This is a genomic window from Bacillus sp. S2(2024), from assembly GCF_050474045.1.
Taxonomy (GTDB): domain Bacteria; phylum Bacillota; class Bacilli; order Bacillales; family Bacillaceae_G; genus Bacillus_A; species Bacillus_A yunxiaonensis.
This window is the reverse complement of record NZ_JBFLUS010000003.1, coordinates 1,235,219-1,258,443: the sequence shown is the minus strand read 5'-3', so window position 1 is coordinate 1,258,443 and position 23,225 is coordinate 1,235,219. Positions and strand designations below refer to the sequence as shown.

The 23,225-nt window shown below is 35.3% G+C and carries 20 protein-coding genes and 3 pseudogenes; 7 read left to right on the top strand and 16 right to left on the bottom strand.

Annotated features, from left to right (window positions below):
- Positions 1-19: 19 nt before the first annotated feature.
- The 4 genes from AB1284_RS06430 to AB1284_RS06415 form a co-directional block, all read right to left on the bottom strand.
- Complete coding sequence (locus tag AB1284_RS06430; RefSeq protein WP_429750775.1) at positions 20-883, bottom strand: flagellar hook-associated protein 3; 864 nt, start codon at positions 881-883, stop codon at positions 20-22.
- A 169-nt stretch (positions 884-1,052) separates the two neighbouring features.
- The gene (flgK, locus tag AB1284_RS06425) at positions 1,053-2,375 is read right to left on the bottom strand and encodes a flagellar hook-associated protein FlgK (RefSeq protein ID WP_429750776.1); all 1,323 of its coding nucleotides are present in this window, start codon (positions 2,373-2,375) and stop codon (positions 1,053-1,055) included.
- A 21-nt stretch (positions 2,376-2,396) separates the two neighbouring features.
- Complete coding sequence (locus AB1284_RS06420; RefSeq protein ID WP_429750777.1) at positions 2,397-2,849, bottom strand: hypothetical protein; 453 nt, start codon at positions 2,847-2,849, stop codon at positions 2,397-2,399.
- Between the two features lie 15 nt (positions 2,850-2,864).
- Complete coding sequence (locus tag AB1284_RS06415) at positions 2,865-3,329, bottom strand: YaaR family protein (protein WP_429750779.1); 465 nt, start codon at positions 3,327-3,329, stop codon at positions 2,865-2,867.
- 177 nt (positions 3,330-3,506) lie between these two features.
- Here AB1284_RS06415 and AB1284_RS06410 point away from each other — a divergent pair, with 177 nt between their 5' ends.
- Both AB1284_RS06410 and AB1284_RS06405 read left to right on the top strand, forming a co-directional pair.
- Complete coding sequence (locus AB1284_RS06410; RefSeq protein WP_429750781.1) at positions 3,507-4,004, top strand: flagellar motor switch protein FliG; 498 nt, start codon at positions 3,507-3,509, stop codon at positions 4,002-4,004.
- Positions 4,005-4,061: 57 nt separating this feature from the next.
- Positions 4,062-4,841, top strand: coding sequence for a CheR family methyltransferase (locus tag AB1284_RS06405; RefSeq protein WP_429750782.1), 780 nt, complete (start codon positions 4,062-4,064; stop codon positions 4,839-4,841).
- A 159-nt stretch (positions 4,842-5,000) separates the two neighbouring features.
- Here AB1284_RS06405 and AB1284_RS06400 read toward each other — a convergent pair whose 3' ends face one another.
- From AB1284_RS06400 to AB1284_RS06365, 8 genes and pseudogenes are all read right to left on the bottom strand, one after another.
- Positions 5,001-6,092: a methyl-accepting chemotaxis protein gene (locus AB1284_RS06400; RefSeq protein ID WP_429761869.1), complete on the bottom strand. Its 1,092-nt coding sequence runs from the start codon at positions 6,090-6,092 to the stop codon at positions 5,001-5,003.
- 679 nt (positions 6,093-6,771) lie between these two features.
- Entirely contained in the window at positions 6,772-7,485 is a 714-nt protein-coding gene (locus AB1284_RS06395; RefSeq protein ID WP_429750784.1) for a hypothetical protein, read from the bottom strand.
- 93 nt (positions 7,486-7,578) lie between these two features.
- Positions 7,579-8,730: an Ig-like domain repeat protein gene (locus AB1284_RS06390; RefSeq protein WP_429750785.1), complete on the bottom strand. Its 1,152-nt coding sequence runs from the start codon at positions 8,728-8,730 to the stop codon at positions 7,579-7,581.
- Between the two features lie 22 nt (positions 8,731-8,752).
- A complete protein-coding gene (locus AB1284_RS06385; protein ID WP_429750787.1) occupies positions 8,753-10,375 on the bottom strand; it encodes a flagellar motor switch protein in 1,623 nt (540 codons plus the stop codon).
- A gap of 340 nt (positions 10,376-10,715) precedes the next feature.
- A pseudogene (locus AB1284_RS06380) lies at positions 10,716-12,230 on the bottom strand (chemotaxis protein CheW); the annotation flags it as partial.
- A gap of 189 nt (positions 12,231-12,419) precedes the next feature.
- Positions 12,420-12,668: pseudogene (locus AB1284_RS06375) on the bottom strand (Hpt domain-containing protein); the annotation flags it as partial.
- A 156-nt stretch (positions 12,669-12,824) separates the two neighbouring features.
- Positions 12,825-13,193: a response regulator gene (locus AB1284_RS06370; protein WP_429750788.1), complete on the bottom strand. Its 369-nt coding sequence runs from the start codon at positions 13,191-13,193 to the stop codon at positions 12,825-12,827.
- A 224-nt stretch (positions 13,194-13,417) separates the two neighbouring features.
- Positions 13,418-13,582: pseudogene (locus AB1284_RS06365) on the bottom strand (OmpA family protein); the annotation flags it as partial.
- 227 nt (positions 13,583-13,809) lie between these two features.
- Here AB1284_RS06365 and AB1284_RS06360 point away from each other — a divergent pair.
- The gene (locus AB1284_RS06360) at positions 13,810-14,412 is read left to right on the top strand and encodes an HD domain-containing protein (protein ID WP_429750790.1); all 603 of its coding nucleotides are present in this window, start codon (positions 13,810-13,812) and stop codon (positions 14,410-14,412) included.
- A 56-nt stretch (positions 14,413-14,468) separates the two neighbouring features.
- Here AB1284_RS06360 and nfsA read toward each other — a convergent pair whose 3' ends face one another.
- From nfsA to AB1284_RS06345, 3 genes are all read right to left on the bottom strand, one after another.
- Positions 14,469-15,203 (bottom strand): oxygen-insensitive NADPH nitroreductase, encoded by a 735-nt coding sequence (gene nfsA / locus AB1284_RS06355; protein ID WP_429750792.1) that lies wholly within the window; start codon positions 15,201-15,203, stop codon positions 14,469-14,471.
- A gap of 131 nt (positions 15,204-15,334) precedes the next feature.
- A complete protein-coding gene (locus AB1284_RS06350) occupies positions 15,335-15,652 on the bottom strand; it encodes a DUF4870 domain-containing protein (protein WP_429750794.1) in 318 nt (105 codons plus the stop codon).
- 112 nt (positions 15,653-15,764) lie between these two features.
- Positions 15,765-16,346: a YdcF family protein gene (locus tag AB1284_RS06345; protein WP_429750796.1), complete on the bottom strand. Its 582-nt coding sequence runs from the start codon at positions 16,344-16,346 to the stop codon at positions 15,765-15,767.
- A gap of 511 nt (positions 16,347-16,857) precedes the next feature.
- On the opposite strand from AB1284_RS06345, the gene AB1284_RS06340 reads away from it, so the two are divergent.
- Positions 16,858-17,562: an alpha/beta hydrolase gene (locus AB1284_RS06340; protein WP_429750798.1), complete on the top strand. Its 705-nt coding sequence runs from the start codon at positions 16,858-16,860 to the stop codon at positions 17,560-17,562.
- A gap of 380 nt (positions 17,563-17,942) precedes the next feature.
- On the opposite strand, the gene AB1284_RS06335 is transcribed toward AB1284_RS06340, so the two are convergent.
- Positions 17,943-18,821: a CPBP family intramembrane glutamic endopeptidase gene (locus AB1284_RS06335; protein WP_429750800.1), complete on the bottom strand. Its 879-nt coding sequence runs from the start codon at positions 18,819-18,821 to the stop codon at positions 17,943-17,945.
- Between the two features lie 360 nt (positions 18,822-19,181).
- Here AB1284_RS06335 and AB1284_RS06330 point away from each other — a divergent pair, with 360 nt between their 5' ends.
- The 3 genes from AB1284_RS06330 (at position 19,182) to AB1284_RS06320 (ending at position 23,212) form a co-directional block, all read left to right on the top strand.
- Positions 19,182-20,519: an erythromycin esterase family protein gene (locus AB1284_RS06330; protein WP_429750802.1), complete on the top strand. Its 1,338-nt coding sequence runs from the start codon at positions 19,182-19,184 to the stop codon at positions 20,517-20,519.
- A 203-nt stretch (positions 20,520-20,722) separates the two neighbouring features.
- On the top strand, positions 20,723-21,301 hold the full coding sequence (locus AB1284_RS06325; RefSeq protein ID WP_429750804.1) for a sensor domain-containing protein: 579 nt from the start codon (positions 20,723-20,725) through the stop codon (positions 21,299-21,301).
- A gap of 114 nt (positions 21,302-21,415) precedes the next feature.
- On the top strand, positions 21,416-23,212 hold the full coding sequence (locus AB1284_RS06320) for a response regulator (RefSeq protein ID WP_429750806.1): 1,797 nt from the start codon (positions 21,416-21,418) through the stop codon (positions 23,210-23,212).
- Positions 23,213-23,225: the final 13 nt, after the last annotated feature.

Here is a 23,225-nt window from a genome sequence, read left to right as displayed (position 1 = left end):
CTCTCTCACTCCTCATTTTTTACATATAATCTAAAATACTAATCTTACTCATCGTACTTACCGCTTTTAATGTTGCTTCATAAGTTGCATTAATATATGATAAATCGGAAATAGCTGCTGCTAAATCGACATCTTCAATGTCTTTTCTATTTTCTTGCAGTGCCATGTTTTGCTCATTTAATATTGTGTCAAATGAATCCAGTGTATTCATCGTTGAACCGACTTCTGTCGTACGATTTAAAACTTTATCTAAGTTATCTTTATTTTGCTGCATTAACGGTTGTAATGCGTTCTGATCACCGCTTAACATTGCATCTTTCATTTTTACTAACGTTTGAATCGTTGGTGTTAACATGTCTTCTCCATTTCGAAATACCTTCACTCCATACCCATCATTCAAAGTCCATGTAACGTCTTTGGCTCCGCCTTGATATGTACCATCATCAGCAAATGGCGGCTGTGTTGTACCTTCCCCGCCAAAGATGTAACGTCCTTGTTCTTTTGTATTTGCTAAATACACAACTTGTTTTAATATTTGATCTACCTCTGTTCCAATTGCTTTCAATTCATTCGGTCCATTTGTTCCGTTTAATGCTTGAATTGTAAGTTCGTTCACTCGTGATAATGAGCTATACATACCTTTCAATGTGCTTTCTGTTTGCTTTAAGACATTTTTAGCGTCTCCTAAATCTTTTTGCATTTGCCCAATATTCGCTAAAGAATGCTCAATAGCAAAGGATTTACTTGCAGCAAGCGGATCTTCACTCATGCGAATATTTTTTTTACCCGATGCCACTTGATTACGATGATACATTTGCTGAGAATTAAGACGCATTAATTCACTTTTTGCCCAATTGGCATTTTGAAATGTTGATACTCTCATAAAATCTCCCTCTCTCTTTCACTCAAACGTTTAGCAGGATTTTTATTTTTCTATATAATCCCCATCAGTTCCGATAACGATAAGAAAAAGACATTTCCTTATCGTTATCAAAATTCCTTCCCGCTATTTGCGGGCAGTAAGACCTCCACTGATGAAAGTTTTACTTTATCTATCTAATAATGGCAAACAAACTATCAAACACTTCATTTATTGTGGTAATTGCCTTTGAATTCGCAACGAAGTATTTTTGATATGTCATCAAATTAACCATTTCTTCATCCATATTAACGCCTTCTAAACTCGCTTTTTCTTGCTGAATTCCATTTAATAAATCTTCATGAATTGTTTGATATGCCCCGGACGCATTCGTATCTGTTGCAACTTGAACAATTTGTTTATCTAATGACTGCTTATATGTAAGACCCCCAGCATACATCTGATCTCCTAGTCCTGCTAGCTGATTCGCCGTATCAACAGACATTTTCATTTTCGTAACATCTTGTTCAAAATCGGGATTGAGCTTCATGTTCTTTGCACTATCTCCCACAAAGAAATCTTGCTGTGTTATGCCATTTACTTTGTCTTTTAAAGACACCATTAAGTCGTTCAACTGACCTTTATATCCTGCAATTGTTTTTTTCGTATCAATAGCAGCCTGAATTGCGCCTTGTAGCGGAATTTCTGTCCCAGAGATTTGAACAGATAATGCACCATTATTTGAAATAAGTTGCAATGGATACGAATCTTGGCTTCCGCCTTCTCCAGTTATATTTTGACCGCTAACAGCTAACACCCCATTAATTCTAACACTTGCGATATTCGGATTCATTGATTCATATGACACATCAATATTCGCATATTGCGACATCTCCGTAATAATTTGATCACGTTCATCAAGCAATTGGTTTGGTACATGTTCTCCGGCTTGACCAATTTTTCGATTTGCCTCTGCTAAGTTGCGTGCCAATCGATTAAATTCGTTCACATGCTGCGTTACATCAGTCCCTGTTTGCAATTCTGCTTGCTCGAAGTTTTGCGCAAGACGATTCAGTTGATTCGTAAACTTATTTGTTTGGGCAATTAACGTATGATAGTAATTAGGTTGTTCTGGATTTTTCGCCACTTCACGAAATCCATTAAAAAATTGATCCATTAAACTCGATAACGAATTTTCACCTGTAGAACCTACCATTGATTCAACTTGCGATAAAGTCGAATTTCTATATGAATAGTAAGATAATTGTGATAACTGCTCATTGTATTGACGTGTCTTCACTGCATCTGTTACACGATCTACACTTACAGTCTGTACGCCGTAACCAATCTGCTGCTCCGGTGTATTTCCATTTCTTCCTCCAACAGATCGATAATTCACGACTTGACGAACATATCCTGGTGTATGTATGTTTGAAAGATTTTGCTTCGTCGTTTGAAGTCCTAATTGCGCCGCCAGCATCCCAGATAACGACGTATTATAATCGGTTAGTCTCATTTTTCTTCACTTCTCCCTTATCTACAATAGCTCGTTCATAAAAATTTGTGAGTTATGATTTCTTTCGAGATTGAATTCAGAAACTGAATCCACAATATTCTCCGTAGTTTTTAATAATACGTTTAAGTAATATTGATTTTTCAAAAGTATCGTTTTTATATTTCCCTCTAAATACAGTAATGTTTTTTGTATTTCTTCCATTTTTTCAATTTCTTCTTTCGAAAAATAAGAAAATAAAGAACGGACTTTAATTGGATTCATCCCTTTTTCTTTACAATCGTTCTCTACCATTTCTTGAAAGCGAAGGGACAACTGTTTGGCCTGTTCAATATACTGAAGCTGCTTCACATGCAAAGATTGTACATCTGCTACCTTTTTCTGCTGTAAACATTCATATATTTTCTCTCCGAACGTACCAATCGTTTCATATGTATCTTTCATTTTCACAAGCTGTTCATATAAGTTTGTATACATTTTGTTTCCCTCCTTTTACAATACTAAATTAACAATTAAACCGTGAATTTCTCCAATTTGATCTAATATTTCTAAATGTCCTGTTTTCGTATTGACTAGATTCATAATGTCTTCTAAGTCATTCAGTCCATTTTCGACCTGTTTGACAACCGTCAATTTTTGCGAATAACCATAACGTGGATGACGCGTTAATACATCTTTATACTGCATCAAATTATCTACATAGAAATTCAAAAATGATTTCACTGTACTTTTATATTCCATAATGTTATCAAGTGTTAATTCTTGTTCAATTTTTTCTTTTATTTCCCCGATATTACCGACAAGAGCCTCCATTTGTTCGAGTATTTTTTCTTTTTTCGGATCAGCATGTAATTTATCCGAAAAAGCAGGTCGCAGCGTTTCCTTAGCTCCCTGTTGTGCTGGTAACTGAGGCGGCATGTGCGATAAAACTGGATTGCTGGGCACAAAACGTAACATATATGTATCACCTATTTAAGTTTTTATTCCGCTACTTATGGGCAATGAAATACCCACAAGCGCCTGACTAGCTTATCGTAAAATCTATTTATTAATAATTATACCCTGTCAAACGATAATTTGCAGTTATTTTTTGCAGGAGATATGTTACAATTTATGATGAGGTGGCATTAATCTATGAATATCTTTCTTTGTGGTTCCAATCAACTAACAACATTAGATCAAACAGAAATTAAAAGTTTTTTATCTGAATATGCTTATAAACATCGTATCTATGTACTATGCTATAAATCAATTGAAAATGAGGTACTTCGTTTTTTTGTTGAGAATGAGCGTCTTGCTCCTAATTTATACATATACACATTACAACCATTACAAACATTATCCGATGAATTTCAAGACATCGTAGCGTATTTAAAAGCACAAGGGGCACAATTTTTTTCTTTTAATCATCCAAATGAAGCGGTTTATCGTTCGGAATATATGTTTTTTGTAAAACAAATCATTGAAGACACAGACTTAGTACTTTGTTTTTATAACGGTGACAAACATACAGCTGTCATTCCAGTGGACGTTGCAAAAGAAACAGGCACAAATGCCGTTATTTTTGATTTACCAGGTCTACAAGATAAACAAGCTAAAACAAGTTTTGAACAAAAAATTCGCATCATGTAATACACCACATCAAAAGGAGGAAGGCACAATATACAATATTGTGCCTATGTCATACTAATGCTAGAACAAGACTATACCTATTTCATTACACAGTTTAAACAACATTTTAATATTGATATTTCATTATATAAACAAGATAGGATGAGGAGAAGGATTGATTCTTTTATTACGCGAAAGGGTCATGAGAATTATATGCCCTTTCTTCGTGAACTACAGAGTAATTCCCATCTATTCACCGCATTTATTGATCATTTAACAATTAATGTGTCTGAATTTTACCGCAATCGCGAAAGATGGGATGCCCTTGAAACGAAAGTATTACCTAAGCTCATCGGGCAAAATAACGGAAAATTAAAAATGTGGAGCGCTGCTTGTGCAGCTGGGGAAGAACCATATACGTTATCTATCATTCTTTCGCAAATTCTATCAAAATATCGTTTTGAAATTCATGCGACTGATCTCGATTTAAATATTTTAGAAAAAGCAAAACGCGGCACATATTCCGATCGTTCTTTAAAGGAAGTGCCAAGTGCTGTGAAACAAACATATTTTATAAAAGAAAATGAAGAATACAGCATTCACCCTGATATAAAACAACTCGTTACATTTAAACAACACGATTTATTATTGCAGTCATTCGATACAAATTTCGATTTAATTATTTGCCGAAACGTCATGATTTATTTTACAGAGGAAGCACGAACACAAATATACGGAAAATTCAGTCGTTCCCTCAAGAAAGGCGGAGTATTATTTGTTGGTAGCACCGAGCAAATTTTAACTCCGGAGCGCTATAACTTACAGCGCTTTGATACATTTTTCTATGAAAAAATATAAAGTAAACCCTCCAGCAGTGGAGGTTTTTTTATCCCCCACCTATCTTCCTCGCTTCTCTCTCAGTCTTTTGGGGTCTTACTGCCCGTTAATGCGGGATAAAACCAATATAAAAAGGCCGCTTTTCATCATTGAATAGCGACCTTCTTATATTGAAATAAACTAGGATAATTTATAGCGACCAATCACACTTGAAAGTTCATTAGACATATATTTAGACGATTCTGCTTCTTGTTTCATCATATCAACTGCTGCAGCCTGTTCACGAGCCTGCACTGAAATTTGTTCTGTTTGCTCTGCATACTGCATTGATTGATTTGCAACTGTTTCTAACGTTTGCTGCATATCTTCCACATACGTTGTCATTTCCTCTGTTTGTACAGATACTTCTTGCATTTCATTTGCAATTTTTGCAATTTCTTGTACGATACCATCCACAGCCGCACCTGCTTTATACATCATCGTTTGTCCTTTTTTTGATTCCATGACACCTTGCGAAATCGCCACGGTTGCTCGTTGAATATCATTATAAATTTGCATAATAAACCCTTGGATTTCTGCTGTTTCTCCTTTAGACTGTTCTGCTAATTTATGCACTTCCTCGGCAACGACAGCAAATCCTCGTCCGTGCTCTCCAGCACGCGCTGCTTCGATAGAAGCATTAAGCGCTAATAAATTTGTCTGTTCAGCGATATCACGGATCGCTTCAATTAATCTTTCAATTTGCTTTGAACTTGATGCTAAACTACCAATTACATTTGCTGTATGATTTACTGACTGATGAATCGTATCGACTTGCTCTACAGATTGACGAATTTGCGTGCACCCATCCTCTGCTTGATGCGTTGCATGTCCCGTCGTTTCAGCAACATAAGACGCCGCTTCTGCTACACGCTGCACACGATTAGACATGTCTTCAACGGCTTGTAAACTACCGTTCATCACGGTTGCTTGTTCAGCCATATGTGTGGACATATTTGTAAGTGTCCCTGTCTGTCCTGAAACCGATGCAGCCACTTCACTCGACGTAATCATAACGTGATTCGATTGTTCCGTTACTGCTTTTGTTACTTCTTTAATATGAAGCATCATTCGCTGCAATTCATCCATACAGCTATTAAATCCGATTACAAGGCGGCCAATTTCATCACGTTTTTTATACTGAAGACGAAATGATAAATCTGCTTCCTCACCCGAAAAAGCTTCTAACTTACGAGCCACTTGACTTAACGGTTGTAAAGAACGCTTAATCATAAAGAAATTAACAATAATCAGAACGATACTTACAATAACCATCATCACAGTAATGCTAGTTCGAATAGCCTGTATCGTCCCTTCAATCTTATCCACACGATTTCTTAATGTTTCTTGAATCGAATTTTTTTGTGTATTCGCTAAATTCACACCAGAATCAATTACTCGAAGTGCCTGTTTTGCTTGAATATATGCTTGCAGACGATCTTGCTTTATTACATTTTGCAATTCACCAATTTGCTTATTCCCCTCAGTAACTTGCAATTGCAATTGCTTATAAAAATTTGTCGTATAGCTACTCTTTCCGAGTTTCTCCACGTCCTGTTGAATATGCTCATACGCCTTCTTTGCATCGTTAAACTTTGCAACTGATTCCTCTATTCGTTCCTCCTCACTACGATCATCATTTGGTTCTTGTATAAAGGCATTTTGAACTGAAGCTGTAGCAGACATAAATTGAAAGCTAATAGAATCATATAACTGCATCGTTTCGTTCGCTTCCATCATTGTACGTTGTCTTTTTTGATCATACGTATACACAACAAAACTACTACAAACAGACAACAGTACGAGTAATATAATAAAAATTGAATTCACGATTGTAATCTTTTTTACTAAACTCATTGTATTTTCTCCCTTTAAATCTCTATATAAAAATAAAGAGATTACATTGTTACCCCTATATAACAAATATACAAATCATCCAAATGAGTAGAAAAAAGATTGTAATTGACCATTTATGTTGCATTGTCCATTGTTTCATTTGTTGCGAAAACTGTGTCATACTCATTTCAGCTAACGCTCTCCACATACCGACATCACGTTCTTTTGAAACAATAGTTGTTGCATCAATACCTGTACTTTCGTTTGATAGCTTCATCATATAAGCTGTTATCGTTTGAACGACCATCTCTACTTTAGAAGGATCGTGCTCTAGCATATGAGTAAAAGCAAGGACATCTAGCAAAGGTATCGTCACTTGTTTCCCATATTGCTGAAAAGAGACCGGCAATTCAATAAAATCGTATGTTCCATCTAATAATGGAATTTGCCGAACATGTACATGTTTTACAAGCTCCTGCACGTTTTGTAAAATACCTTGATACATTTGCTCATTTTGTCCCTTTGGCTGCTCCGATAACGATTGTAGCTGCTGAAACAATTGTAAGACTGACTTTAGTTCATTTAAAATGATGCGCACAGCAACTTGCCCTTCTTGAACATTTGATACTATAATTCCAATTTGCTCTCCTTTTGTAACGATATGACGGTCAACCGCAAACGATATTGTATTCTGTTTTTGCTGTGTAGTTACTTCCCCTTTATTCAAACTTGAAGGCTGTTGTAATGGTTCAAATGTTGTTTTTCCTGGTGTCACTCGATTAATTTCCATAAACAGCCCTCCTTCTTATACACGCTGCAGTTATTCACTGCAGCGCTTTATTTTTATCCAATCAACAAAGCCATGATCGACGAAAGTTTTACTCTATGAACCCCAGTCTTTATTACTTTTTAGTATGAAAAATACTAAAAACCCTCCAGATATGATGGCAAATAAATCAGAAGAATGTACCCCAGTCTGTTGTTTCTTATCTTCTTTCTTATCTTCTTTCTTGTCTTCTTTTTTGTTTTCCTTTTTTGATTGTACTACGCCTTTATTATGTAGTGCTTTTTGTGTCTCTTTTACTTCTACATCTTGTGTATGACTAATATCATGCTGCTTTTGTTTTGATGGTTCTGTTATTGTAATAATTGCCTCTTTCGAAGGGGTTAAAACTTTTGTTTCTTCCTGCTGTTTTTGTTCTTCCGATTGTTCCTTCGTTGAATCTGCTGTCTTTTGCTCTTCTACAACTGAAACAACGTACTGACTTTCCGTCACACTTGTATTCCCCGCTGCATCAACTAATTCAATCATAAGTTTGTATACACCAATTGGCATTGCTTCGGTCATTTTATACGTCCCTATCCAGCTATCTTCTTTTTTATCATATTGAAGCGGGAAGGAGAAATTTGTTTCTTTCCCTTCTAATCGAACTGTAATTTGTTTCACAGTTGATGCCTCATCTTTTCCTTTAGCATGAATAGTCAATGATTCACCTTTTTTCATTTCAAGTGTACCCTCTGGATGATCCAAAATCAGAAATCCCTCCAACTTTGGACCTTCCTTATCTGGAAGAGGTTCTTTATTTTCAATTTGCACAAGATCTACTTTTTGCTCTATCGGTTCTCCGTCACCATACATAAGAATATCAAGCTGCCAACTCCCCTCTAAATCGTACGGGGTAACTGTATAGTTTGCAGTCCATCGTTTCATCTCTTCATCGTATGTAAAAGATAACTGGCGTTCTTGTTCATATTGCTGTTCGTTATTGGATAAACGAAGCCGCCCTAGCAATTTTTGAACACGTAATTCTTTTGGTTCAATCGCAATGTGAATTGTTTCACCGACAATAGCTTTTGTCGTACTTACGGTAATATGTCCTATTTCCGTGTTTATATTTTGTTCTTCTACTTGTTCATTATTTTCTTGTTTTGCAGCAGGAGGATTCTCAATTGCTTCTGCCCTACTATATATAGGAAACAGCATGAACAGTTGCAAAACCATACAGCTGCTGAGAAAATACCTTATATTTTTCATTTCTAACTCCTAGCATGATGAATTACAACGATTTAATTACTTTCACACCGAAAAATCCATCGACATTTACAAGTTCTCCGTAAGCCACTAACACATCATTTACATAAATTTGAATCGACTCCTCGGTACTTTCATCCAGTAGCACTGTTTCATTTTCATGTAAACTTAAAATATCTTCAATTGTTTTCATCGTACTTCCAAATACAAATTTCAAATTCACTTCTACATTTTGTAATATATCCGTTTGCACATATGTATTAACTTTATCCTTTGTACTAGGAGAAATCTCTTGTAGCTGTACAGGCTCCGCTGTAGATTCTTCTACTCGAGGAACTTCTACTTGTTCCTTCTCTATTTTTACTTCCTCTTCTACCTGTGGAAGTAGACGCCTTACCATTGCCTTTGCTTCTGGTATTGGCAAGATTTGATACATCTTCGAATGAACTAAATTGCCAATCTCCAGTTGAAATGTAATTTGGACGAGTTCATCCATCATACTAGTTCCACTCATACTCTCCATTTCTTCTTGAAGAGTGACAAATTTAACTGTTGGCGGTGAAATATCCATTTTCTCTGAGAACATTTCAGACATTGCTGTCGCTGCATGCCCCATCATTTGGTTCATAACCTCTTTTACACCGCTTAATTCCAATTCAGTTAGCTCTTGTTCCGGATCAATTTCGCCCGTTCCCATCATCATTAAATCTACCATCGTTAAAGCAACATCTTTTGAAAATACAAATATATTTTCATGTTGTAATCCTTCAATGAAATCTACATTTAAGATAACAAACGGCACAGGCACACTATTATAATCGCGGACATTAATCGTTTCAACTTGCGGTATACTGATGCTTACAGGTTGATTCAGTAATGTTGATAAAACAGTAGAAGCCGAGCCGATTGATATATTTGCAATCTCCCCAAGAACATCTTTTTCTTCTTGTGTCAACAATGCTACTGAAGGATTTTCTTTCTCTTCTACATCTCCTGATAATTGCAGAAGCTTGTTTACCATTTTTTTTGCGCTTTCTATTGAAACAATTTGTACAAGCTTTGAACTTACCAAATCATCAATTTTCAAATCAAATGATATTTTAATAATTGCACCGCTACCACTACTATCTACTTTAGAAATTTTCTCCATCTCTTCTGTTAGAGTAACAACTTGGATTGTTGGAGGAGACATATCTACAACATCTTGAAAAAATTCTGACATAGAAGTTGCTGCAAATCCCATCATTTGATTCATTGCTTCTTTAACAGCACTTAGTTCTAATTCGGATAGTTCTCTTCCGTCTTCAACTTCGCCCGTTCCCATCATCATTAAATCAGCAATTGCTAATGCAACATCTTGCTTGATCACAAGCAAGTTCTCCATCTCAAGACCTTTTGTAAAATGAATATTTAATACAACATGTGGAATTTCAACTTCTCTCGTATCATATAAATCTACTACTTCTACACTAGGAGTAGTTATACTAACTTGTCGATTTAATAACGTGGACAATACCGTTGAAGCTGAGCCAAATGATATATTTGCAATTTCTCCGAGAATATCACATTCTTGTTGTGTTAATAAATGTGAATGATCTTTCTCAAGTACAAGTGTATCACCGTCTCCATGTCTATGTTGTTCAGCCATTTGCTAAACCCCCTCATATCGCTCTTTCTCTATATCATCATGGCATTTTTACATTTTAATAATTTAATGTCCATATAAAATTAAATACAAAATTGCTGAAGAAAACAACTATATTCTATACATTTTAACAAATTTATTACAAAAAACAGCTAATATATAGAGTGAAACTTCCATCAGTAGAGTTTTCTTCATCCCCCACTGATGGAAAGCCCGCCTAATCGGGCACATACCAGCAGCATATCTTTGCTTCTTCTGAAGCTTACGGTAGAGCGATTGTTATCCGCAAGTAGCAAGATAATCTAAAACTCCCCAACCATATACGTTGAGGAGTTTATTCATCTTATAAACCTTCCGGATTCAAAATGAGAACTACCCGTCCGTCACCAAGAATCGTTGCACCAGAAAAATATGTTACACTATCAGCAAAAAAGTCTCCAAGTGATTTTAATACAATTTCTCTTTGACCAATAATCGTGTTTACAACTAATCCGTAACTGCGACGTGAGTTACGCACAATTAATACTGGAACCATTTGTCCCTCATATGCTGCCAATGCTTCTTCTAGTGTCTTTTCACCGAAAATAACACTTAAATGTTTTACTTCAATAACTTGATCACGATAATTTAAAATATCTTTTCCTTGCAGTGTTTGAATATCTTCTTTTCTAATGCGAACCGCTTCAACGATATTTCCAAGCGGCAGGGCATAGCGTGTTTCATTTGTTTGAACAAGCATCGATTGAATGATGGAAAGTGTTAACGGCAGCTCGATGCGGAACGTACTTCCTTTCCCTTCTTCTGAATCAATAATTACATGTCCACCTAAACTATTAATTGTATGTTTCACAACATCTAGCCCTACACCGCGGCCGGATAAATCAGAAACAACTTCCGCTGTACTAAATCCCGGTGCAAGAATAAGCTCGTACACTTCACGGTCCGTTAGTTTATTCGCTTCTGCTTCTGTCACAACGCCATTTTGAATCGCTTTTTTCAATACTCTTCCTTTATGAATACCGCTGCCATCATCAGAAATTTGAATGACAACATGATTACCACTATGAAATGCCTCGAGTTTAATTGTTCCTGTTTCGCTTTTTCCAGCATTGCGCCTTGCATCAACAGTTTCAATACCATGGTCGATTGCATTACGGATAATATGTACAAGCGGATCCCCAATCTCATCAATAACAATCTTATCGACTTCTGTATCCTCACCAGTAATTTGCAAATCAATTTTCTTTCCAAGCTCTTTTGCAAGCATACGTACCATACGTGGAAAACGATTAAAAACCGTTTCAATTGGAACCATGCGCATATTCAGTAGAACATTTTGAATATCCTTTGAAATGTCTCCTAATCGGTTCAAATGCTCAATCAATTCTTTGTTTTGAATGGATTCTGCTAACTCGTCAATTCTGCCGCGTTCAATGACACTTTCTTCAAACATATTCATTAAGCGCTCAATTTTATCAAGTTGTACACGAATCGAACGATTTTCAACCTTTGCACTTTTACCTTTTGCCTTCGCAGGTTCTTTTACTGCTGATTGCTGTGAAAGTTCTTTCTCTTGAACAGATTGCTTTTCCTCTATTTTTACAGGCGACAATTCTTCTAATCTCTTTACTTCTGCTTTTTCAATTTCAGATACGTGAAGTACAGCTTGTTGAATTTCTTCTTCGCTTCGCTCTGTTTTTAAATAGACGGTAAATTCAAAATCAAACGTATCCGCTTCAATTTCCTCTACAGTCGGTACTGTTTTTTCAATTTCTCCAAGGCTACTCAATGCCTCAATACACATAATCGCGCGCACCGCTTTTAACATTGCCTGCTGCTGAATAGAAATATGTACTACAAGAGATGCTTTATCATCTTGGTTTTGCTCTATCTCGTTTTCAGCTTGTTCCACAGGTTGCTCACCATGAAGCAATGCTTCTAATTTTTGTTTTGTACTAGCAACATGAATGTTCCCCATACCACCTTGCTGCACATCCGCCACCATTTTCTCTAAATTATCGATACATTCGAAAATCACATCAATAATGTTAGCATTTACAGCCATATTGCCATGACGAATTTCGTCTAATACATTCTCCATTTTATGAGTTAAATCTGCCATTTCTGTGAAGCCCATACTAGCAGACATCCCCTTAAATGTATGTGCAGATCGGAAAATTTCCCCAACAACTTCCATATCTCCTGGTTTTTGCTCCAATATGAGCACATTTTCATTTAATGCTTGTAAATGCTCTTCTGACTCTTCGAAAAAAATGCTTAATAAGTCTGTTTGCATATCAATCCCCTACCTGTCCGTCCTGAAAACTTATAATTTATGTATATTAATTTAATGTTTCATAAACTAATAGAAAGGATATAAAAAGGAGGCACCCTTTTTCATTACATATACAATAGCTTATGTTCAAGTTGGCGCCTCCGGTTATTTTGTATGTTAGTTTGTTGCTACTTTTGTTAATGCTTCAATTACACGATCCGCTTGGAACGGTTTTACAATAAAATCTTTTGCTCCGGTTTTAATTGCATCCAGTACCATACCTTGTTGCCCCATAGCAGAGCAAATGACAACTTTTGCGCTTGCATCAATCTTTATAATTTCCTTTAACGCTTCTAATCCATCCATTTCTGGCATTGTAATATCAAGTGTTACAATATCTGGCTGCAACTCTTTATATTTTTGAATTGCTTCAATTCCATTTTCTGCTTCACCAATTACTTCAAACTCAGTACTGCTTTTTAATAAATTTTTAATCATCGTTCTCATAAACATTGCATCATCTACAACTAAAATTTTATGTGCCATTCTAATAATTCTCCCTTTCTATGTATAGAGATATCTTAATATTTAATGTTAACATTCTCCTTCATTATACAAAATAAAATGATAAAATTTAAATATTTTTTTAAAAGAATACTTGTATTTTTGTTATTTTTTTAAATTAGATAAATAAAATGGAAAAATATAACATTTTTATCAAGTGAAATTTAAAGTTTTTTAATATAAATGACAACACGACTGGTTTTTTGTCAGTTTTCTGGAGAATCATTTACAGCAACCGTTTTTGTATCTACATATCCAACTGCAGCTAAACGTGATGCTGAAATTCCATAGTCTTCTATTAACAAGTAAATCATATTTGCTACACGTGCAGACGATAACTCCCTGTTGGAAGAAAACATCTCATTCCACACTGATGGAAAGCTCTCACCAATCGGGCTTTTACGGACAGTTGTCCCCCACGCTTCTCTCACTCTTGACGTGAGCCGTTAATACGGGATAAAAGTGCCATTTTTCTTTTAAATAATCCGCCTTCATACCTTCCTATTATATGCCCTTCATCTATTTATCGCAATAAATTCATGTGATTGACACATTTCATTTTCGTATTAAGATTAACATATATAAAGGGGAGATTTATATGGAATATAATATTTTAAAAGTAATTGCACTAGCAGAAAAACTAAAATACGAAATGCGGCACAGTTGGCTTTCTAACGGCCGTCAGGAGAGTGTAGCAGAGCATACATGGCGTATGTCACTCATGGCCATCCTCGTTCAGCCTTATTTAGATAAAGAAGTGAATATAGAAAAGTTACTTAAAATGGTAATTATTCACGATTTGGTTGAAGCTGAAGCGGGTGATATCCCTGCGTTTGATACAATGAATAGTGAGGAATTAAAGCGAAAAAAACAAGAAAACGAACAGCAAGCAATCCTGAATATTAAACATACACTGTCAGGTCCACTTGGAGAAGAATTATATGACCTATGGATGGAATTTGAAGAAAAAGAAACATATGAAGCAAAAGTAGCGAACGCTCTAGATAAGCTAGAAGTAAAAATCCAACATAATGAAGCAGACATTGATACATGGCTTCCAATTGAACATAAAATGACATTCCAAGTTGCACAACATACAGATTTTGATTCGTTCTTATCAAAACTACAAAAGATTATTGAACAAGAAGGAGAGAAGAAATTAATTGCTGCTGGGATTGATGTAGAGACGTGTAAACAGTAGAACAATTCCAAAATACATGAAAGAAAGCGGCCTATGTAATAGCCGCTTTTTCTACATTATTTTTTATTAAATCCCTTTTTAACCAAAAATTCTTTCATATGCAATCGCTTTTCCTGTGACATAAACGCACTCATTGAACCAGTCCATGTCACATCCTTTTGATTTGTTAATCTTTCTTTATAATACTGGTTTGTCGTATGATCGTATTCATCCAATAATTCATTATATTTTTTCTCATCATATACATTTTCATGTAAAATAGCTCCAACTGATAATCGAGGTTTCACCCCATGATTTTCATCCGGTACACCAATTGTCATTCCGAAGACTGGATATACTTTATCCGGCAAATGTAATAATTCGCTTACTTGCTCTGGATTATTACGAATCCCGCCAATATAACAAATACCATATCCAAGAGATTCAGCAGCAAGTGCTAAATTTTGAGCAAACAGGGAAGCATCTACCGTTGCCACAATGAAATTTTCTGTTGTATCAGATTTAATTTCTGTTCCATGCTTTTCACATGCAATTTCCAATCGCTTTAAATCTGCACAGCAAACAAAGAATGCCGCGCAACTTTTCACGTGACGATTTCCGGATAACTCTGCTAATTGTTCCTTCAACGCTTCATCTGTTACGTATACAACTGAATAGGCTTGCACAAAATGGGATGATGCCGCATGCTGTGCTGCTTCAATCATTCTTTCAATTATATTCTTGGGAATCGGTTCCTTTTTATATTTACGAACTGATACGTGTTGCTCCATTTTATGTATAACTTCATTCATAATATCCTGCCTCCTGTAGTCTGAATACTCAATAATTAACATATTTTTTGCATACAGACAAACGATATGCTTATAACAAAATGACATATAAAAAAGGACCAATCTTATTTGATTGATCCTTTCATACATAATTAAGCTGTCTTCAACACCTTCACACCTTTTACAATATTCCAGACACAATAATAAATTCCTACAACTGCACAAATGACATAGGTTACAATCACACCAACACCAATACTTGCAGCGTCTCCCATACCAATGCCAACTGCCCCTGAAAGAGCAAGGCCTCCAAATAAGATAATGAATGGAATTAGGTGCGTCCATAGTGCTTTTTTTGCATGATATTTCACGTCACCTTCAGCAATAAAGTAGACGATAATTGGAAATAAGAATGGTGCAAAGAAAATACTAAAATAACATAATGAAGATAAAATATTATTGCTTTTCATACGATTCACCTCTACAGTTTTGTTGTTTTTGTTACTTTAATTATGCCATTCCAAAACTTTAGAAACTATCGTTTTACCTTTCAGCTAAATTACAGTTTTGTAAGATTTCTAGTTATATTTGATTCATGAGCCAATACTTTGTAATTGCCAAATATTCTCGAACATTAGATTGAATGATAACAGGTTTGGGTGTTCTTGCAGACAATCCCTCTAACTGCAATCCTTGTTTTTCCGCAATCTTTTTTGCACGATACATATGAAAATCGCTCGTTACGATCATTCCTTTTTTCTTATTTGTTGGAATAAGAGATTTTGAGAATTGTATGTTTTCATTTGTATTTGTAGAACGATCTTCCATTGTAATTCGTTCTTCTTGAATTCCCTGTTCCATTAATCCTTGTTTCATAGCTAAAGCTTCAGAGATTTTCTCTCCTTTTCCTTTACCGCCAGACACAATTACAGTTGTTTCTGGATGTGTTTTTAAATATTCAGCGGCTTTATCAATACGATATTGTAGAGAATAAGATGGTTCTGTTCCGTTCACCCGGGCACCAAGTACAATCATATAATCTGCATCATTCGGTGCTTTCATATGTCCATGCTTGTAAATTATGTATTGTAAAGTACTCATATAACCAACTATAATCATCAAAAGAACCATGCCATACGTTATCCACTTTTTTCTTTTTAGCATTTCTACAAATACTCCCATCTCTCTATTTTTTTCATCATAATATTCTTCTGATTATTTGTGTAGTTCCTTTTTCCAATTCAACCTATTTTATCCTTTAAAAGTAACATTTTCACTTTAAATAAAAATATAGAATAATGTATACAATACAATTTTTTACAAAAATCATACTGAAAGTGGTGCTTCGAATTTTGAAGTAGAAATTCTGTTTATGAATAGCAAAAAATCCCCTTAACACATTTAAACATACTATAATTGTTTAAAAATCCTTCTTCCACTAACGGAGTAAATTAGCTCAATAAGGAATCAAAATAAGAACTTGTAACTTCTGAAGAAATGGAAAAAAGGAAAGATTTTAAATACAAAGTAGACTCTGTTATACAGAGGTAGAGAGATATTATAATTCATTTGTGATAAATTAGGAATAGTTTGATTTGTTTAAAATTGAGTAGAGGCTTATAAAACGTGTGCGTATTTTTGCCAAGTCCTATATGTCTTATTCTATGGAGGAAATATGCTTAAAGATAATTTTAAAATTAGTAATATTCCCGCGGTTTTATGGGGAGATAAGAGTGAAAAAATTTTTATTGCAGTACATGGAAATATGTCAAATAAGGAAGATGCAGTTATTCAAATATTAGCTGAAGAAGCCAATCAAAAAGGTTATCAAGTATTAAGCTTTGATTTACCTGAGCATGGAGAAAGAAAAAATGATAATACTCCTTGCAAAGTACAGTTTTGTGTTAGTGAATTATCTATAATTATGAATTACGCAAAAGAACATTGGAAAGAAATAAGCGTATTTGCATGTAGTATGGGAGCTTATTTTAGCCTTTTAGCCTATCAAAATGATGTGTTAGAAAAGGCATTATTTTTATCACCAGTAGTTAATATGGAACGAATTATCGAAAATATGATGAAATGGTTTAATGTAACACCAGAGCTTTTGCAAAAAGAAATGACTATAGAGACACCTATTGGTCAAAAGTTATATTGGGATTATTTATGCTATGTAAAAGAACATCCTATTAATACATGGAATACAGATACATATATTATGTATGGAGCCAAGGATGAAATGTGCGAATTTGAAACTATTAACTATTTTACAAAAAAATATCGTTGTGAATTAGAAGTCATGGAAACAGGTGAACATTACTTTCATACTGAAGAACAGTTAAAGATATTTGAACAGTGGTTACACAAACATATCGATTAACAAATTACAATTTATCTTGAACCTGTTAGAGAAGAATGGTGAATATATAAACTGATATTATATTTGAGAGACATTATAAATGTAAATGTATTCACTTAAACAAACAGGTGCTTTAGTTCAATAAGAATTAAACAACTTTATTAATAATCTTTGAGTACAAATCCCTTTAAATGTATAGAAATTAAACAACTTTAAAGAGCCTTACCACACACTAGATTGTAGCAAGGCTCTTATATTTTCATAATAAAATTAAACAACTATATTATCGATTTACACCGATTTCAAATCATATTGGAAATAAAAGGAATGATGTGGCCTGTTTTTACACATATCTTCTCCTTAGCATATTTCACCAATTGAATTTAAAACACATCTGTATGCTATTTGGTGAAATTTACTATTCGAGACGTAATTATTGCAGTAATTAATATAATAATAGCGGTTATCAAGCCAGATTCTCCAATCCAAATCTCAGTTTGATACCCTGTACTTGCACGTGTGAAAGGTCCTTGAATAATGGCATTCCAAGTAGCGTGGATGATAACCGAAGGCCAAATGCTACCTGTGATAAGTCGTAAATAAGCTGTAATATAACCGAATGGCACAATACAAAGATAGATACCAAGTACTGAAAGAACGACAGATGGTCCCGCTACATATAGGCCAGCAATAACAATTGGAACATGCCACGTTGCCCAAATCAATCCACTAATAAGGATGGGCCGTGAAAACTCTGCATCGACTAGCCTTGTGAGCATATAACCTCGCCACCCCATTTCTTCTCCCAAAGCTGGGATTAAGCCAAGCAAACTTCCGAAAATGCCGCTCAATACTACTAGATAAATGAAACTGAATGGTGCCGTTACATACTGAAGTCCAAGCATATTGTAGATTGGTTCTAACATACCACCTTCGGGATGCTGAAACCCCGCAATTCCGCTCAACCAGGCGATAGAATAAGTAATTCCGCAAATAATCATAGGGATTAGCAGAGCAAAACCAATCCCCTTCCATATCTTTAAGTTACCGAGACTAAAAGATACATCTTTAAACCCTTCTTTCAGTATTATGCGAGTCAAAATAGAAGATAATGCTGGGGTAAACATATATACCACAATAAGCGGCATACTTTTCGTAATTATTACTACTACATTTAGGATAATAGAAGTAATGATTAAGATACTCAGAAAGAGTTGAAGTCCTATTTTAGCACGTTGGATTTTATCTTTATTGTGGAACGATTTTGCGTGTAATCTCATTGTAATCCGCCCTTCCCTTTTCATTCACTTGTTTATCGAATTTACTTCTTGTCATTTCTACAGACACAACTTAGAATAAAAATATTTTTGTATACAGATTCATTCATCTTTAAAATCCCTCCCAAATTCATAATCTAGTTTTACTTGCGACTCATCCATGCAATTATTATTTATAAGTTGTCATAACCGATAGTACAAAAGTGTAATGATTAGCATATGACCTGTGTCAATTAACCTTATGACAATATGTAACTAGAAAATATGATATGGAATAAATAACAATTGAATTAAGGCAATTGATTCGTGCAAGTACAATGAATCAATCTTGCTTTTACAAATAATTCAATTGAGGTGGAAAAAATGAATAAGAAAAGCATAATTGCAATGGTTAGTACAGCTTTATTAGTCACAGGATGTGTAGAAGTAGGAAAGGCTGAAACAGTAGCAGTCGAAAACTCAGGTCAATTAATCCAAAAAAATATAGTTAAATCCATACAATCACAGGCTAACCCATTAAAAACGATAGAGCCGTCAAAACCATTTGAGGATTTAAAACCACTTAAGAAAATGATTGGGAGTGCACAATATGTAGGATTAGGAGAGAATACTCATGGAAGCTCTGAAATTTTCACTATGAAGTTTCGACTTGTGAAATATTTGGTTACTGAGATGGGTTTTACAAATTTCGCAATGGAAGAAGATTGGGGAAACGGCTTAAAGCTAAATGAATATATCCAAACGGGAAAAGGAAACCCTAGGGAATTTTTAAAATTGTTATATCCTACTGATGAAATTATAGCCATGATTGAGTGGATGAAAGATTATAATGCTGATCCATCAAATAAAAAAAAGATCCAATTTATTGGGCTCGACTTAAAAGCGTTGGACCAAGGTAGCTTTAATAAAGTAATTGATTATGTAAGGGTGCATCGACCAGATTTGCTGGCAGAAGTAGAAGAAAATTATAAAGAATTATCGTCTTTTACTGGAAGTATACAGGAATATATGAAACTTACTCCTGAATTGAAAGAGAAGTTCAAAGCAAACGCTGAGAGAGTAGCCCGATTACTAAATGATGAGAATGAGCAAGCCAACACAGAAATAGTTTCACCTGAGTACATCTGGGTGAAAGCAACGGCAAGTGCAATAGAGAAATTTACCACAATGCTACTTCCTAACGACTATCCAAGTATGATAAAGCTACATGAGCAATACTTGGCCGATCATGCAATGTGGGCACAAGAGACATTTGGTGGTAAAACGATGGTATGGGCACACAATATTCATATAGCTAAAGGGATTATCGATGAGGAATTATACCCTGATGTTGCTGGGCAGTTTTTAAAGGAACGTTTAGACAATAATTATGTCACAATTGGTAGTACAACTACGGAGGGGAATTTTACCTTATATAGCGAATATAATCCTTCCACCGGAGGTAAGGTTACAACAGACACTATTCCACAAGATGTAAAAAGTTTCAATTATACTCTCGGAAAAGTGCCATATAAAATGTTTTTATTGGATAACCGTCACCTTAAAGGACAAGCAGAGAAATGGGTTAAAGCAAAAAGACCATTACTAAGTATAGGGGGACAAATCCTCCCGAACAGTTCGTTATACTTTGATACTTCATTGCTTGAGCAATTTGATATTATTTTTCATATTCGAAAAACAAGTCCATCTCATATTAAATAAAATTACAAAACAATCCCGTTCTTGCAGATGCAAAAACGGGATTGTTTGTGGAGGATTAATAAAAGCATCTTTTTTAACTAGAAGTAGGCTGCTCTTCCCTTTTTAACATCATTTAGAACTGTCATATGACACTTTTACACTGGTGAGAATGACAAAAAAAGCAGTATGATTCGGTTATTACATAGATAGGAGCGATGAACTTTATGAAGTCAAGATTCATCCATAATGGTTATTTTTTATTGCTAACTTTCGTTACAGGATTGTTTTATTTTTGTTTTTATCTAATAGCTCTGCTATTCAGCTTCACCCTTTCATTCACGGTAATTGGGATTCCACTAGTTATACGCGTACTACAGACTACTACACCTTTTATCCAATTCGAGCGCATACAGACGAAAATTTATACAAATATTTCAACAGACTCTTATGATAGAAGTATAACAATAGATACATCGAACTGGGCTCAGGTGAAATTAGTGCTTACAGATCGTCGCACTTGGTCTGCTGTCTATTGGTTAATGCAGAAATTTGCGATTGGCATTTTTAGTCTCATTAGCGCAACCATTTTTTATGTAATGCCACTTATGTTGCTGTTGGCACCACTACTGTATCGCCACATCGAAATGAATATTATATTCATACAGATAGATACTTTTGCCAAGTCACTCTTTGTAATGTCTATGGGTATAGTATTTATCGCCATAAGTATTAGAATAGTAGATGGTTTGACAAAGAAAATTGGGGGCTATACACGTAGCATGATTCGGCAACTAAATCGATAGAAGTTCGCCTTCTGTGAGAGAATTGCAGTGTAAAATTAAAAAGTATAACAATGTATGAGGGATTAATTTATAATATAGGAAGTAAAAAGGTAGGCTACTTAGGGGGTAAATAACTTGTTAGATATGGTTAAGCATTGGTTTTGGTATGATTGGATTATGTTAGGGATACGTCTACTTACTAGTGTGTCTATCATCCTAGCTACATTAAGTTTCCAGGATGGGTTAACATTGCCACTTTGGATCATTATTCTTTGGGAGGTTGTTGCCTTCTCAATTCCATGGGTAGCCTTACTGTTCAATTACAAATATTATTTGTTCGCAGAAATACTGCTATATGGCGGACAATGTATATATTTAACCTCATTATTTCCGGAAGCTTACAACATATTTCTTATATCGGTGTTTCTAATTGCTACAAATAGTAAGCATTTGTCCTATTATTGGACAGCTCCAACAACAGTTTTTATAACAACTGGAATTTTCTATGCGGTTGCGCCAAGTAATAGCTATTGGGTTATGGTCACCTATTATGGATTCGCTTATGTAATGGGATTCGCTTTTCATTTATTAATCGCCAATCATAAGCAAAATGAAGCAATTCGTAAACAAAACGCGGTACTTGAGCAATATATGTCTCAGATTGAACGCATTACACTGGCAGAGGAACGAAACAGGCTGTCGAGTGAGCTTCATGATACAGTTGGTCACGCTTATACTTCTATTATTATGGGAATGGAAACGTTGCGCACCGAGCTTGCTACTGAAATGGGTATACAGAGGCTAGATTCTCTGCTTGAAATGGGACGTAAAAGCATCGAGGACGTGAGAGGTTACCTACATCAAATGGAGTCTCCGTGTCAATCAACCTCCTTAATTCAATCTCTACAAAATCTTGGAGCCGAATTTCAGGAGCACGCTCAGGTAAATGTAAGTTTTAGGACATTCGGAGAGGAATATCAACTGTCTCGGCAAGCGAAGATCGCGTTCATTCGTTGCTTACAAGAATCTCTTACGAATGCAGTACGTCATGGTCAGGGGACTGAAATTATAGTTTCATTGCAGTTTGAACAACAATATACGAGATTGGAAGTTCAAGATAATGGAAAAGGAAATGTAGAATGGCAAGAAGGCTTCGGTATGAATGCGATGAAAGAACGGACAATGAATTTGCAAGGGCAATTGTCTGTATATACAAAGCCAGAGGAAGGTATGCTTGTTACTTGTACCATACCACGACAAACTGAAATAAAAGATGGACTTATTCGCTTGTTGATTGTAGACGACCAGCCGTATGTTCGAGAAAGTTTGAGTATATTGCTCGATAGATATGAAGATTTAAATGTAGTCGGTTTGGCTGAGGATGGCAATCAAGCCATCGATTTGTGTGGGCGCCTTCAACCCCACGTTATACTTATGGATTTAGATATGCAGCACATGGATGGAATCGAAGCAACCAAAAAGATTAAGCAACAATGGCCACATATCCGCGTATTGATTTTTACAACGTTTCAGGATACCGAACAGGCGTTGGAATCGCTTCGCAACGGTGCGGATGGTTTTTTACTCAAATCTATTGAAACGTTGGAGCTAGCTAATACAATCCGACTTATTCACAAAGGTGGGACACTGATTGATCAGGGGATGTCTCACAAAATATTTGAGAAGTTTGATGAGCAAAAAGAGACACCACAATCAAAAGCAACCGCTTATGAGCTAACAGCTAGGGAGATAGAAATATTGCAGCTAGTAGCAAAGGGATTTCGATACACTACCATAGCATCAAGGTTATATTTATCGAATGGTACGGTCAGAAATTATGCTTCCACAGCTTATACAAAGCTAGGAGTCCGTAACAAAGAGGAAGCTGTTCAAAAGGCTCTAGAAATTGGAATTATTGGACCTCTTCGATAATTAAAGCTTTTAT

Excerpts from the sequence above, each read along its gene's own strand:
- flgK (WP_429750776.1), bottom strand. The coding sequence starts at position 2,375 with ATGAGACTAACCGATTATAATACGTCGTTATCTGGGATGCTGGCGGCG.
- AB1284_RS06390 (WP_429750785.1), bottom strand. The coding sequence starts at position 8,730 with ATGAAAAATATAAGGTATTTTCTCAGCAGCTGTATGGTTTTGCAACTG.
- AB1284_RS06385 (WP_429750787.1), bottom strand. The coding sequence starts at position 10,375 with ATGGCTGAACAACATAGACATGGAGACGGTGATACACTTGTACTTGAG.
- AB1284_RS06395 (WP_429750784.1), bottom strand. The coding sequence starts at position 7,485 with ATGGAAATTAATCGAGTGACACCAGGAAAAACAACATTTGAACCATTA.
- AB1284_RS06350 (WP_429750794.1), bottom strand. The coding sequence starts at position 15,652 with ATGAAAAGCAATAATATTTTATCTTCATTATGTTATTTTAGTATTTTC.
- AB1284_RS06345 (WP_429750796.1), bottom strand. The coding sequence starts at position 16,346 with ATGCTAAAAAGAAAAAAGTGGATAACGTATGGCATGGTTCTTTTGATG.
- AB1284_RS06410 (WP_429750781.1), top strand. The coding sequence starts at position 3,507 with ATGAATATCTTTCTTTGTGGTTCCAATCAACTAACAACATTAGATCAA.
- AB1284_RS06415 (WP_429750779.1), bottom strand. The coding sequence starts at position 3,329 with ATGTTACGTTTTGTGCCCAGCAATCCAGTTTTATCGCACATGCCGCCT.
- AB1284_RS06370 (WP_429750788.1), bottom strand. The coding sequence starts at position 13,193 with ATGGCACATAAAATTTTAGTTGTAGATGATGCAATGTTTATGAGAACG.
- AB1284_RS06405 (WP_429750782.1), top strand. The coding sequence starts at position 4,062 with ATGCTAGAACAAGACTATACCTATTTCATTACACAGTTTAAACAACAT.
- AB1284_RS06420 (WP_429750777.1), bottom strand. The coding sequence starts at position 2,849 with ATGTATACAAACTTATATGAACAGCTTGTGAAAATGAAAGATACATAT.
- AB1284_RS06400 (WP_429761869.1), bottom strand. The coding sequence starts at position 6,092 with ATGATTAAGCGTTCTTTACAACCGTTAAGTCAAGTGGCTCGTAAGTTA.
- AB1284_RS06325 (WP_429750804.1), top strand. The coding sequence starts at position 20,723 with ATGAAGTCAAGATTCATCCATAATGGTTATTTTTTATTGCTAACTTTC.
- AB1284_RS06330 (WP_429750802.1), top strand. The coding sequence starts at position 19,182 with ATGAATAAGAAAAGCATAATTGCAATGGTTAGTACAGCTTTATTAGTC.
- AB1284_RS06430 (WP_429750775.1), bottom strand. The coding sequence starts at position 883 with ATGAGAGTATCAACATTTCAAAATGCCAATTGGGCAAAAAGTGAATTA.
- nfsA (WP_429750792.1), bottom strand. The coding sequence starts at position 15,203 with ATGAATGAAGTTATACATAAAATGGAGCAACACGTATCAGTTCGTAAA.
- AB1284_RS06335 (WP_429750800.1), bottom strand. The coding sequence starts at position 18,821 with ATGAGATTACACGCAAAATCGTTCCACAATAAAGATAAAATCCAACGT.
- AB1284_RS06340 (WP_429750798.1), top strand. The coding sequence starts at position 16,858 with ATGCTTAAAGATAATTTTAAAATTAGTAATATTCCCGCGGTTTTATGG.
- AB1284_RS06360 (WP_429750790.1), top strand. The coding sequence starts at position 13,810 with ATGGAATATAATATTTTAAAAGTAATTGCACTAGCAGAAAAACTAAAA.